The sequence below is a fragment of the Nonomuraea rosea genome, assembly GCF_039539705.1.
In the GTDB taxonomy this organism is placed as follows: domain Bacteria; phylum Actinomycetota; class Actinomycetes; order Streptosporangiales; family Streptosporangiaceae; genus Nonomuraea; species Nonomuraea rosea.
Map to the genome: position 1 here is coordinate 110,578 of NZ_BAABDQ010000045.1, position 11,974 is coordinate 122,551.

The 11,974-nt window shown below is 69.9% G+C and carries 12 protein-coding genes; 6 read left to right on the forward strand and 6 right to left on the reverse strand.

Annotated features, from left to right (window positions below):
* The first annotated feature begins 578 nt into the window (after positions 1-578).
* Complete coding sequence (recQ, locus tag ABEA43_RS56215; RefSeq protein WP_345575573.1) at positions 579-2,390, forward strand: DNA helicase RecQ; 1,812 nt, start codon at positions 579-581, stop codon at positions 2,388-2,390.
* 50 nt (positions 2,391-2,440) lie between these two features.
* Here recQ and ABEA43_RS56220 read toward each other — a convergent pair whose 3' ends face one another.
* Positions 2,441-3,652 carry an MFS transporter gene (locus ABEA43_RS56220; RefSeq protein WP_345575575.1) on the reverse strand — a complete coding sequence of 404 codons (1,212 nt, stop codon included), beginning with the start codon at positions 3,650-3,652 and terminating at the stop codon, positions 2,441-2,443.
* 82 nt (positions 3,653-3,734) lie between these two features.
* Here ABEA43_RS56220 and ABEA43_RS56225 point away from each other — a divergent pair, with 82 nt between their 5' ends.
* Genes ABEA43_RS56225 through ABEA43_RS56240 form a run of 4 tightly spaced genes read left to right on the forward strand, consistent with a single transcriptional unit; the run spans position 3,735 to position 5,496 of the window.
* On the forward strand, positions 3,735-4,496 hold the full coding sequence (locus ABEA43_RS56225; protein ID WP_345575577.1) for an SDR family NAD(P)-dependent oxidoreductase: 762 nt from the start codon (positions 3,735-3,737) through the stop codon (positions 4,494-4,496).
* Between the two features lie 28 nt (positions 4,497-4,524).
* Positions 4,525-4,770: a type B 50S ribosomal protein L31 gene (locus ABEA43_RS56230; protein WP_345575579.1), complete on the forward strand. Its 246-nt coding sequence runs from the start codon at positions 4,525-4,527 to the stop codon at positions 4,768-4,770.
* A gap of 3 nt (positions 4,771-4,773) precedes the next feature.
* Positions 4,774-5,220, forward strand: a complete 447-nt coding sequence (locus ABEA43_RS56235) for a DUF1152 domain-containing protein (protein ID WP_345575580.1) — start codon at positions 4,774-4,776, stop codon at positions 5,218-5,220.
* 36 nt (positions 5,221-5,256) lie between these two features.
* Complete coding sequence (locus ABEA43_RS56240; RefSeq protein ID WP_345575581.1) at positions 5,257-5,496, forward strand: DUF3040 domain-containing protein; 240 nt, start codon at positions 5,257-5,259, stop codon at positions 5,494-5,496.
* A 49-nt stretch (positions 5,497-5,545) separates the two neighbouring features.
* Here ABEA43_RS56240 and ABEA43_RS56245 read toward each other — a convergent pair whose 3' ends face one another.
* The 4 genes from ABEA43_RS56245 to ABEA43_RS56260 form a co-directional block, all read right to left on the reverse strand.
* On the reverse strand, positions 5,546-5,776 hold the full coding sequence (locus ABEA43_RS56245; protein WP_345575583.1) for a DUF6343 family protein: 231 nt from the start codon (positions 5,774-5,776) through the stop codon (positions 5,546-5,548).
* 34 nt (positions 5,777-5,810) lie between these two features.
* Positions 5,811-6,515, reverse strand: a complete 705-nt coding sequence (locus tag ABEA43_RS56250; RefSeq protein WP_345575585.1) for a maleylpyruvate isomerase family mycothiol-dependent enzyme — start codon at positions 6,513-6,515, stop codon at positions 5,811-5,813.
* Positions 6,516-6,531: 16 nt separating this feature from the next.
* Positions 6,532-7,239 (reverse strand): DUF4344 domain-containing metallopeptidase, encoded by a 708-nt coding sequence (locus ABEA43_RS56255; RefSeq protein ID WP_345575587.1) that lies wholly within the window; start codon positions 7,237-7,239, stop codon positions 6,532-6,534.
* Between the two features lie 143 nt (positions 7,240-7,382).
* Positions 7,383-8,072, reverse strand: coding sequence for a hypothetical protein (locus tag ABEA43_RS56260; protein ID WP_345575590.1), 690 nt, complete (start codon positions 8,070-8,072; stop codon positions 7,383-7,385).
* 236 nt (positions 8,073-8,308) lie between these two features.
* Between ABEA43_RS56260 and ABEA43_RS56265 the strand changes: the two genes are divergently transcribed.
* On the forward strand, positions 8,309-9,184 hold the full coding sequence (locus ABEA43_RS56265) for a sugar kinase (protein ID WP_345575591.1): 876 nt from the start codon (positions 8,309-8,311) through the stop codon (positions 9,182-9,184).
* Positions 9,185-9,190: 6 nt separating this feature from the next.
* Here ABEA43_RS56265 and ABEA43_RS56270 read toward each other — a convergent pair.
* Positions 9,191-11,974: CARDB domain-containing protein (locus ABEA43_RS56270; protein WP_345575593.1), on the reverse strand; the 2,784-nt coding region annotated here is incomplete at its 5' end.

Here is an 11,974-nt window from a genome sequence, read left to right on the forward strand (position 1 = left end):
CCCAGAGGACACAACAGCCGGGCCCATCCAGCATTTCCCGCGAACAGGCCGTACGATCATCCTGTACGCCACGTCCGTCCGCGCACGCGGGCACGGCCCCCTCCCACGCACGCACCAACGCCCGGCCGGTACGGTGAGAAGATCGCAAGCGGGCACCGGCCGCAGCAGGACGACCACGCAAGCTGCGCCGTGCCAGCCGGATGAGACCCGTCCGGCCCGGTCAGCGGGACGGCTAACCGACCGCCGCGACCAGGCCGGCCAACGTGGTGGCGACGACCGTTCTTCGTGCGGCCGTCGCCACCACCACCTTCGCTCATCGCGCCCGAGGAGGCCGGACCGACCCGACTCCGGCCACCCGGATCCGGCCCTCGCACCGGAGGAAGCCGGACCGACCCGACTCCGGTCACCCGGATCCGGCCCTCGCACCGGAGGAAGCCGGACCGACCGGACTCCGGCCCCGCGACCCCGGCCCCGGTCCTTGAGTGCCGTGCCGGGACCGACCGGACGGGATGGGACTCCCGGCGATCGCCGTTGGCGAACTGACGAAACAGCCGCCCCCGAACACGTAAGGTAGCCGCATGGATACCCCCATCGAGGCCCTGCACCGCGTGTTCGGCTATGACGCGTTCAGGGCGGGTCAGCAGGAGATCATCGACCATGTCGTGGCGGGAGGCGACGCGCTCGTCCTCATGCCCACCGGCGGCGGAAAGTCGCTCTGCTACCAGATCCCCGCCTTGGTGCGCCCCGGCGTGGGCGTGGTCATCTCACCGCTGATCGCCTTGATGCAGGACCAGGTGGACGCGCTGCGGGCCTTGGGCGTGCGAGCGGGGTTCCTCAACTCGACGCAGGACTTCGACGAGCGCCAGCTCGTCGAGGCCACGTTCCTGGCGGGCGAGCTCGACCTGCTCTACCTCGCCCCCGAGCGGCTGCGCGTCGATGCCACGATGCGGCTGCTGGCCAAGGGTGAGATCTCGGTGTTCGCCATCGACGAGGCCCACTGTGTGGCGCAGTGGGGTCACGACTTCCGCCCCGACTACCTCGGCCTCTCCGAGCTGCACGAACGCTGGCCCGACGTGCCGCGCATCGCCCTGACCGCGACCGCGACCCCGGCCACCCATGCGGAGATCTCCACCAGGCTCGGCCTCGACCAGGCCCGCCACTTCGTCGCCAGCTTCGACCGGCCCAACATCCACTACCGCATCATGCCGAAGGCCGAGCCCAAGCGGCAGTTGCTGGAGTTCCTGCGCACCGAGCATCCGGACGAGTCGGGCATCGTCTACTGCATGTCGCGTGCTTCGGTGGAGAAGATCGCCGAGTTCCTGCAGGAGAACGGGATCGCGGCGGTGCCGTACCACGCGGGGCTCGACGCCCGCACCCGCGCCACCCACCAGTCCCGCTTCCTGCGCGAGGACGGGCTGATCGTGGTGGCCACGATCGCGTTCGGCATGGGCATCGACAAGCCCGACGTCCGTTTCGTCGCCCACCTCGACCTGCCCAAGTCGGTGGAGGGCTACTACCAGGAGACCGGGCGGGCCGGCCGCGACGGGGCCCCCGCCACCGCATGGATGGCCTACGGCCTGCAGGACGTGGTGCAGCACCGGCGGATGGCCATGGAGGGCGACGACGCGCACCGGCGGCGCCAGGTGCAGCACCTGGACTCCATGCTCGCGCTGTGCGAGACCGTGACCTGCCGCCGGGTGATGCTCCTCGACTACTTCGGCCAGAAGGGCTCCGAGCCCTGCGGCAACTGCGACACCTGCCAGACGCCTCCGGAGTCGTGGGACGGGACGGTCGTGGCCCAGAAGGTCCTGTCCACCGTGCTGCGGCTGGCGCGGGAGCGGCGGCAGAAGTTCGGGGTGGGGCAGGTGGTGGACATCCTGCTCGGCAAGCAGACCGCCAAGGTGCTCCAGCACGGGCACGAGACGATGACCGTGTTCGGGATCGGGACCGAGCTGGGCAACACGGAGTGGCACGGGGTGGTGCGGCAACTGCTGGCGCAGGGGTTGCTGGCGGTGGAGACCGACTACGGCGCCCTGGTGCTGACGGACGAGAGCGCGGCGGTGCTGCGCGGGCAGCGCGAGGTGCTGCTGCGCCGTGAGACGCCCCGTCCCGCTCGGGTCAAGACGGCCTCGTCGAAGGCGGCGCAACCGGCCGCCGAGCTGCCCGCGGAGGCCGCCCCGGTCTTCGAACGCCTCCGCGCCTGGCGCGCGGGCACCGCGAAGGAGCAGGGCGTTCCGGCGTACGTCATCTTCCACGATGCGACGCTGCGGGAGATCGCGACCCTGTCGCCGTCCTCGCTGGTGGAGCTGAGCCGGGTGAACGGCGTGGGCGAGAACAAACTGGCGAAATACGGAGAGCAGGTGCTGGCCACGCTGCACGGAGACGAGTAACGCACAGGGGTGGCCGGCACAGCAAGGCGCCTGGCCGGGTATGCGGGGGTTCAGGCGGGGGTGGGAGGGGGGCGGCGGTCGTAGGCGACCAGGGAGAGGGCGCCCAGGGCGCAGGCGGCCGCGACCGCCCCCATGACCGCCGGGTACCCCGCGAACTGCGCGATCCCGGCTGCCAGCAGTGGCGCCACCGCCTTGGCCACCGTGATCGGCAGCGCGAGCGCCCCGCTCAGCGACGCGTACGCGGATGTCCCGTACCGATCGGCCAGGAGGGCGGGCCGTGCGATCGTGCCGACCCCGAACCCCAGCCCGAACAGCACCACGGCCACGACGGCGCCCGGCACGCTGCGGCCCACGATCGGCAGCAGGACGGCGGCCAGACCCTGCAGGCCGAACATGGCGGCGGTGATCAGCGAGACCCGCCACCGCGCCTGCAGCCCGGTCGTGACCAGCCGCCCCGTCACCGAGAGGACCCCGAGCAGCCCGGCCACCGCCGCGGCGAACAACGGCGCGTGCCCGAGCGCGATCAGGTAGGTGACCAGCAGCACCCCCATGACCGCCACCGCCCCCGTCTGCGTGAGGAAGGCGGCGGCGAGCAGCCAGAAAGGCCGCTCACGCAGCGCGGTCCCGACGATCGCGCGCCGGTCCGCGTGAGGGGGCGCTCCCCGGCTCCGCACGGCCAGGGCGTGCAGCGGCACGGTGGTGAGCGCGTACCCGGCGGCCAGGACGACCAGCGCCTGCCGCCACCCGTAACGATCCACCAGGAGCCCCGTCAGCGGCAGGAAGATGCTGGAGGCGAAGCCCGCCACCACCGTCACCGCCAGCAGCGCCCGCGCCCGCCGGGCCGCGTCGAACCAGGCCACGATCACCGCGAACGCCGCCTCGTACAGCACCATCGCCGACGCCACGCCCAGCACGCCGCACACGACGTACAACTGCGCGACGGTACGCACCTGCGACCACGCCAGCACCGCGAGGGCGCCCACCACCGACCCCACGGTCATCAGCCCGCGCCCGCCGTGCCGGTCGAGCCATCGCCCGATGGTCGGCGCCACCACCCCCGACACGAGTACGGCGAGCGTGATGGCCCCGGTGAGCGTGGCGACGCTGGCGTGCAGGTCCCTCGACATCGGCGGGATAAAGACAGAGAAAGCGTAATAAAGCACGCCGTATCCGACGGTTTGGGTGATCGCGAGTGCGCCGATCATTCGCGCGGGTGACTTCGGGCCGGCGGTGGCGATCACGATGGATTCGTTCCCGTTCATCGCCCGGAAATACGGTGATAAAGGTCACGTAAGACCGGGCGAAACCGGAAATCGCACGCTAGACCGCATTAGCGTCGTGGTCATGAGTCTTTCCTACGTGGTGACCGGCGGCGGACGTGGCATCGGAAAGGCCGTGGTCGAACGGCTTCTCGGCGAGCAGGCCACCGTGGTCGCCGTCGAACGCGACCCCGCCGCCCTGGACTGGGCGGGCCCCAGGGTCGTCCCGCTGATCGGCGACGCGGCCGACGAGGAGGTCGCCGCCTGGGCCGCCGACCTCGCCCAGGAGTCGGGCACCCTGGCGGGCTGGGTCAACAACGCCGCCGTGTTCCGCGACGCCTCCGTCCATTCTTCCCCCATCGCCGAGGTCAGGGCGCTGATCGCGGCGAACTTGGACCTGGCCGTCGTGGGCTGTGCCGTGGCCGTGCGCCACTTCCTCGCGGCCGGCACCCCCGGCGCCATCGTGAACATCACCTCGCACCAGGCCACCAGGGCGGTGCCGGGAAGCCTGCCCTACTCGACGTCGAAGGCCGCGATCGAGGGCCTGACCAGGGCGCTGGCCGTGGAGTACGGCAGGCGCGGCGTCCGCGTCAACGCCGTGGCGCCCGGTTCGGTGGCCACGGAGCGGTATGAGACGTTCCTGGCCGATCAGGAGCCCGAGGCGGCCAGGGCCGTCGAAGACCAGCTGGCCGCGCTCCATCCGCTCGGCCGCGTCGCCACCCCCGCCGAAGTGGCCTCCGTCGTGGCCCACCTCCTGTCCGACGACGCGGCGTTCGTCAACGGCGCGACGATCCCCGTGGACGGCGGCCGTACAGTGCTCGGACTCGACCCCGAATCCAGGGAATGAAAACCGTTGTCACCTGGTTGCAGGGGGCATGAGAAAGAACCTGCACCCCGCGTACCGTCCGGTCGTCTTCCGTGACCCGAGCGTCGGGTACGCCTTCCTCACCCGCTCCACCGCGACCAGCGACAGGACCGTGGAGTGGGCGGACGGCCAGACCTACCCGGTCATCGACGTGGACGTCTCCTCCGCCAGCCACCCCTTCTACACCGGCCGCGGCCGCATCGTGGACAGCGCCGGTCGCGTCGAGCGCTTCAGGCAGCGCTATAGCAAGATGTGACGCATGTTCGACTCGCCCCTGTCCGCCCGCCTTGAGACGTCCCGCCGGATTCTCGTGGCAGGCGCGGGCGGGGGCTTCGACGTGTACGCCGGGCTCCCGCTGGCCCTGGCCCTGCGCGGGCGGTACGCCTTCCCCAAGGTCGGCGTCCAGCCGCTGAGGGCCGCCTACGCCGAGCTGGCCGAACGGCTCGAACTGGACGCGATCGTGCTGGTCGACGGCGGCACCGGCATCTTGATGCGGGGCGACGAGGCGGGTCTCGGCGCCCCGGTCGGCCAGGCGCTCTATCTCGACCGCATCGAGGACACCGTGCTGGCCCGCCAGATCGCCGCCGTCATCGAGGCCTACCGGGACGAGGTGATCTCGCGCCCGCCCAAGGCGTTCCCGCATTTGGGGCTCCTGGTGAAGGTCCTCTGGCCACGCGGCGGGCATGCCGGGCCTACTCGTGGGTAAAAACGGGTCACCGGCGTGAGAGCAATGGTGATGGGATTGAGTCTCTCTGGAAGGGAACGCCGCATACTCGCGGAAATCGAGCAGGCCCTTGAGCGCGAGGATCCTGACCTGGCCAAGCGCGTCGCGGCGATCAACAAGATCGAGGCCGGCGGGGAGGGTTTCCCGCAGGCGTACGGAGATCGCTTCAGGATGTGGGCGTTGGCGCACGTCTGGGTGCTCTTCACGATCGGCGCGGTGCTGATCGTCCTGCTGCTGCTCGCGGTCCTGACGACCTGAGCAGTGAAGCGTCGGCGTTCAGCGTGACCAGCGGTGCCGCAGTTCAGCGTCACCGGCGGTGCCGCAGTACGGCGAGGTCGATGGCGGCGATGACGGCCACCGCGGCCGCGATCACGGCCTCCCAGCGCCAGACCTCCGCTCCCGTGCTCATGGCGCGCGTGGCGAAGAACACCGCCGCCGCCACGCCCAGGACCAGCGCGATCAGGGACAGGATCCGCCGGGCGCGCAACGGGCTCCGCGCGCTCACCGGCTCCGTGCCCTCGCGGTTGCGCAGCCACATGGTCGGCCTCCCTCCGAACCCCGAGCCAAACCCCTCAGGCCAGGCACCTCAAGGCTGAGACGATGCGCGGGTCGAGGCCGTGCGAGTCGGGCAGCCGCCCCACCGTCGCCTCCACGAACTCGGGGTACGACAGTGCCGCGCTGACCCCGTCCACGGCCACCCAGACCTGCTCGGCCGTCTGCTCGACCTGCACCTTGGCCTCCTGCTCGGCCAGCACGAACCGTCCGACCACCACCCGCCACAGCGTCCTGTCGTCGGCCTCGTCCTCGGCCACGGGCGCGCCGACGTCGTCGCCGTGGGTGGCGTACTCGGAGTCGTAGTGGAAGGCCTGCAGGCCGACGGGGTAGGGCCCGGCCATCGTGTCCAGCGTCCCGTCGCGTCCGAGCGCGCGCATGCGGCGCCGCGTCTCGCCATTCTGGGTACGCCACTCCTCCAGGACCTCTTCGACGGGCCGGTCCCTGCGCTCGCGCACGGACCACTCGTTGAAGTCGTTGAACCCGGTCACCCCTTCGGCGGCCAGCCGGTCCAGCAGCTCGTGGACGGTCCCGTCGAGGCAGGCGTGGTTGTACAGCTCCTCGCCGGCCAGGTGGCCCAGCACGTCACGGACCGACCAGCCAGCGCAGCGCGACGGCCGCTGCCAGCCGGCCTCGTCCAGCCCCGAGAAGAACCGGTCGAGCCGGGCCGCCTCGGTGTCGAAGATGTCGAACGGGTCGAAGTCTCTGAGCAGGTCCTCAGCCATACCCGGACGCTACCCCCTACGTGCGAACTTTCACGGCCATGGCTCCGATGGCGGACTTGACCCGTTCGTACTCGCCGGTGCAGGAAGGCGCCCGTTCGGCGGGAACCCAGCCGCCCTGGGCGATCCTGGCGTTCTTGGCGGGGTCGGAGCCGTACAGGAGACAGGCGAACGTGGCCGACTCGGCGAGCCCGGAGAGGTGGTCGATGCCGGCGTGCCCGGCGAGCAGGTGGCGGGCCTCGGCGGCGCGCACCACGTGCTCGGGCGCGTCGGCCGCGAGCGTCAGCGCCGCGAACTGGTCGGCCTGCGCGTGACCGCCGTCCAGGCCGTTCATCGCGCTCAGGGCGTGACCGAGCTGGTGGTGGAAGAGCACGGCCAGCGCGCCCTCCGTGCGGGCCTTCGCGGTGCGGGCGTCGGCCTCCTCGGTCTCGGCGATGCCGGTCATCGTGCGGCGCACCTTGTCCACCAGGGAGTAGCAGATCGTGATCCGGCGCTCGTCGCCGTCCCAGCTCGCGGAGGGCTCGTCACAGTCCCGCGCGACCACCTTGACCGGTTTGGGGAGCCGGATGCGGGTTTTCAGCGCTCCGCTGTCCTTCAGGAGCTCCTTGGCCTGCTCGGCGCGCGGTGAGTCGGGCCGCTCATAACGTACGGACAGCTCAGGCGCGGGCGCCGCCCCCATCGTGCTCGTCGTCATGCTCAGGACGAGGGCGATCACGGGGTGCGGCATGCGAGGCTCCTTCGGGGGTCGATCAACGCAATGGGACTGTCCCTGCTGCGATTGGGTGATCGATAAACCTCGGAACAGGCAAAGAAACCCCGGAAAAGCCGGAGGCCCGGCCCCATACGGGACCGGGCCTCAAGCGGGATGAATCAACGACGCCACCAGGAGCCGTAGACCCGCACGTAGTCCGTGCGGCTACGGGCACCATCGAGCTCGTCGTTACCGTTGTACACGGCCCTGAACGTGCCGCTCTTGTAGGCGCGCGTCTTGGTGGAGAACTTGCCGCCCCACTTGGTGTTCGCGGAGGCGACCCACTTCCAGGCGCTGGAGCCGTTGGCGCGGTAGTAGACGCTTACGCGCTCGCCGCGGACGCCCTCCCAGCCATCGTCGTCAACCTGGAGACGGCCGGAGAAGTAGATCGACTTGCCCTTGCGGACCTTGTACGGGTCAGCGGAGAAGCGCGAGATGCGGGTCTCCGCCTTGCCCTTCTCGACCTCGACGGCGAAGAACGCCGAGTCCTTGGCGATCTCCTTGCCGGCGGCGTCGAACGCGACGGCCGTGGCCTGCCACTTGCCGGCCGGGTCGTTGTCGTTGAAGCCGACAGCGAAGCGCCAGCCTTCGAGGTCCTTGACGTCCTTCGTCCGCATGGTGCGGAAGTTGCCCTCGGGGGCCACGCTGAGCTCGACCTTCTTGACGTCGGAGCTGGCCCCGATGTCGAAGTAGGCGGTCGTCTCGGCGCCGGCCTTGACGACGACCGGGTTCGGCGAGATGTCGCGAATCTTGAGCTGCGTGTCTACTTTGGTGGCGGCGGAAGCTGCGCCCGCGCCAGTGACCAACATGGCCCCGCCCACCAGGGCGGAAAGGATACCTACTGCGATCTTTTTCATGAGGGTGCTGATTCCTCTCCCCGTATTGACTTCGAGCCGGACCGGGGTGCCGACTCGCTCTACTACTTTGAGCCATCAGATGGGGAAAAGGTTCGCTAAAGTTACAGAAAATTTTTGATCACGGTCTTAACCTGGGCTTATGCAAAAAAATCCGTTTTGTGATGACTTGACCCACTACAGTCTGGCCCATGACTGACGTCTACACGCTAGGCGAGCCGCTGGGGGTCGTCTCCAGCGGCCGGGTTCGCCATGAGAGCGACGCCAGGCTCGACGTTTGCGGGCCCGAGCTCACCCTGGCGATCGGCCTGGCCAGGCTCGGGCACCGGGCCGCGTACCTGGGCAAGGTGGGCGACGACGAGCTGGGCGCCAGGGCCCTCACGGTGCTCAGGGGCGAAGGCGTCGACGTCGAGGACATGCGGGTGGCCGAGGGGCTGCGGACCGGGCTGATGCTCAGGGAGTCGCGCGTGGCCCGCGAGCCCAAGGTCGTGTACTACCGGACCGCGTCGGCGGGCTCGCGGCTCGCGCCGGGCAACGTCCCGATCGACCGGATCGCCGCCGCCAAGATGCTGCACGTGACGGGAATCACCGCCGGTCTCGGCAGGGACGCGCAGGACGCCGTGCGGGCCGCCGTGAGCGCGGCCAAGAACGCCGACGTGATGATCTCCTTCTCCGTCGAGTACGTCCCCGAGCTGTGGCCGTCCGTCCGCGAGGCCGAGGAGGTGCTCGGCGAGCTGGCCTGCGACTCGCACCTGCTCTTCCTCCGCCAGGACGAGCTCGACCTGGTCAAGCCCGCGCTCACGCCCGAGCGCGAGGTGGTGGTGGACCGCGGCGCGAAGGGCGCGAGCGTGCGCGCCGACCGGATGCGTTACGACGTGTCCGGCTGGCAGGTGCCCGTCGTGGACACGGCGGGCGCGGGTGAGGCGTTCGCGGCCGGCTACATCAGCGCGGCGCTCGACGGCCTCATCCCCCAGGAACGCCTGCACCGCGGGGCGCTGCTGAGCGCCGCCGCGGTGACCAGCGTCAGTGACTGGCAGGGCCTGCCCGCCAGATCCGAGCTGCAGTAGAGGGCTCTAGTTGACGGTCAGGGTGAAGGTCGAGGTCGTGTTCTTGATGTTCTGGAAGTTGTTGCTGAGCCGGAGCCCGTTGATCGTGGCCGACCCGACGGCCGGTCCCTGACCGGGCTCGGGCAGCTCGTTCACCCAGATGCCGAACCCGGACTTGGCGTCGAAGGCGTCGCCGCTCTTCTGCGCCCCGCTGATCGACACGTTCGTGAAGATCGTGTCCTTGACCGGGTTCAGCGGGGTGGTCGGGCTGGAGTAGCCGGTCTGGAACATGATCCCGCTGTACGTTGGGTCCACGATGTCCAGGTTGCTGACCCGGATGCCCTGGAACACCTTGGAGGCGGAGAAGATCCACATCGCCGGGAACGTCTGCTGTCCCCAGAAGTGCCCGCCCGCCCTGACCAGCGAGATGTTGTCGAACGTCGTGGGCGGGCTGGCACCGAACCCGTGCATCGGGATCCCGAAGTCCAGCGAGCTGATCGTGACGCCCGAGTACACCAGCGTGTCGGCGATGTAGATGTTCCTGAAGGTGTTGTCGTAGCCGCCGTACACGGCCAGGCCCGCGGCCCGCCAGGTCAGCAGTGAGGTCAGGTTCTCGAAGACGTTGCCGGTCTGCTCGCCGGAGTTGTTGTCGATGGCCGAGAACAGCGCGAAGCTGTCGTCGCCCGTGGACCTGGTCTCGATGTTGGTGACGTGGTTGCCGGTGCTGCCGTTGGTCATGTTCAGGCCGTCGGCGAACACGTTGCGGATCCGCGAGTTCTTGATCGTCATGTTGTCGGTATTCGTGCCCCACAGCAGGCAGATCTGGTGCTCGGCCCAGATGTTGTCGATCGTCATGCCGGCCACGTTCGAGAAGTCGAACACCTTGCCAGGGCCGTCGATGCGCTCGGTGTAGTTGCCGAAGTAGGCGAAGCTCGCGAACGTCGAGCCGTTGGCCGTGGCGTCCGCGCGGAAGCCGACGTCGGTGCCCGACTGCCCGGCGGGGGAGTAGAACCTGGTGAACCAGGGGCCCGCGCCGACCACCTTGATCGCCTTGCCGTACACCTGGAACTTGCTGGAGGTCTGGTAGTCGCCCTGGGGCAGGTAGACGCCGGTCAGGTTGGCGTCCATGCGGGCCTTGTCCAGCGCGTTCTGCACGTCCTGGTGGGAGAAACCGGCCGGTACGGCGTACTTCGCCGGGTCGGGGTTGGCGATCTGCGTGGCCAGTTCGAGGTCCACGAGGTCGATGGCGTAGTTGTGGGCGTTGGCCGCGTCCTTCTGCAGCCTGATCTTGCTGCCCGCCTTGACGGTGGCGCCGAGCAGCACGTTCGCCTCGTCGTAGATGTGGCGGGGCGGACCCGAGCCCGGGTTGTTGTTCGGGCCGGCTTCTGGGCCGTACAGCCAGGCGTAACGCGAGGTCAGGCTGACGGCCTTGCGGAAGACGCCGTCCACGTAGACGTTCAGGGTGGAGTCGAGCCCGCCCCCGCCCGCCGCGTCCGGCATCGAGAAGCGGGTGACCAGGGTGTTCGTGTCCGCCCTGGCGGTGAACTCGACGTACGCGCCGGTCTGGTTCAGGGTGACCGCGCGCCGCCCCGAGGCCTCGCCGGCGATCGTGCCGATGTCCCTGCTGGGGCCGACGCGGGCCGCGCCGCCGCCGAGCACGCCGTCCTCGGCCTCATACGTGTCGTACGGCATGTTCGCGCCGCGCCCGACGAACAGCGGCAGCTCGCTGGTGTTGTTGGCGCGCTTGACCGGCAGCTCGTTGGCGTCGTCGGCGAGCACGGTCCTGATCGTGTACCTGCCGTTGGCGGCGGTCCACGTGCCCAGGCTGACCGGGCTGGTGGTGGCCCCGGCCGCGATCGCGCCACCGGCCGAGCCGGTGAGCGTCCTGACGACCGCGCCGGCGTCGTTGACGACGGTGAGCGTGATGCCGTGGGAGGCGCCGCTGGAGGCCACGGTGCCCTGGTTCTTGATCGCGACCGAGAACGCGACCGTGTTGCCCGCGGCCGGGTTGCCCGGCGTCCAGGCGACGGGGGAGGCGATCAGGTCGGCGGTGTCGACCGGCCGCACGGTCAGGGTGCCGGTCGTGGCGTTGTTGGCCTCGTTCTGCTCGACGACCTTGTTGTCCTCGTCCACCTTGGCCGAGAGCTGGTACGTCCCCGCGTCCCTGGCGCCGATGCCGGCCGACACGGTGGCGGACGCTCCGGCCGCCAGCGCGCCCACGTTGGCGCTGCCGACCTTGGTGGTGCCCGCGTAGAAGTTGACGGAGGTCGCGGCGGCGGCCGCGGTGCCGGCGTTGCGAACCGTGGCCGACAGCGTGACCGCGTCGGTCTCGATGGGCGCGGCGGGAGCGGAGACCAGGTTCGACACGGTCAGGTCGGGGTTGGCCGCGGGGGTGCCGAAGATCTGGAACTCGGCGATCTGGCCGCCGGGTGCGCCGGAGTTGGCGGTGATCTGCAGGCGGACGTCGGCGGTCTTGGCGGTCAGGGGGATGGTGACGGTGTTGCCGGTGGCCGGGTCGAAGGTGTAGACGGCCTGGGCGAGCAGGGTGGTGAAGGTGGTGGCGCTCTGTTCGCGGCCGAGGACCTGGATGGTCTGGGTGCGGCGGGCCCAGGCGGCGTCGGGGTTCAGTTTGAGGGTCAGGGCGCTCAGGTCGGCGTTGGCGCCGAGCTGGACGGTGAGGGTGTTGGGGTAGGCGGCGCCTTCCCAGTAGGTCTGCAGGTTGTTGTCGTTGGCGTTGGCGGCGACGTAGGTGTGGGTGTGGGAGGACTCGGTGATGGGTTTGCCGGTGGCCAGGTTGGTGCCGCCGGGGTT

Coding starts and splice junctions, on each gene's coding strand:
- ABEA43_RS56230 (WP_345575579.1), top strand. CDS start 4,525: ATGAGAAAGAACCTGCACCCCGCGTACCGTCCGGTCGTCTTCCGTGAC.
- recQ (WP_345575573.1), top strand. CDS start 579: ATGGATACCCCCATCGAGGCCCTGCACCGCGTGTTCGGCTATGACGCG.
- ABEA43_RS56225 (WP_345575577.1), top strand. CDS start 3,735: ATGAGTCTTTCCTACGTGGTGACCGGCGGCGGACGTGGCATCGGAAAG.
- ABEA43_RS56250 (WP_345575585.1), bottom strand. CDS start 6,515: ATGGCTGAGGACCTGCTCAGAGACTTCGACCCGTTCGACATCTTCGAC.
- ABEA43_RS56255 (WP_345575587.1), bottom strand. CDS start 7,239: ATGCCGCACCCCGTGATCGCCCTCGTCCTGAGCATGACGACGAGCACG.
- ABEA43_RS56235 (WP_345575580.1), top strand. CDS start 4,774: ATGTTCGACTCGCCCCTGTCCGCCCGCCTTGAGACGTCCCGCCGGATT.
- ABEA43_RS56245 (WP_345575583.1), bottom strand. CDS start 5,776: ATGTGGCTGCGCAACCGCGAGGGCACGGAGCCGGTGAGCGCGCGGAGC.
- ABEA43_RS56265 (WP_345575591.1), top strand. CDS start 8,309: ATGACTGACGTCTACACGCTAGGCGAGCCGCTGGGGGTCGTCTCCAGC.
- ABEA43_RS56260 (WP_345575590.1), bottom strand. CDS start 8,072: ATGTTGGTCACTGGCGCGGGCGCAGCTTCCGCCGCCACCAAAGTAGAC.
- ABEA43_RS56220 (WP_345575575.1), bottom strand. CDS start 3,652: ATGAACGGGAACGAATCCATCGTGATCGCCACCGCCGGCCCGAAGTCA.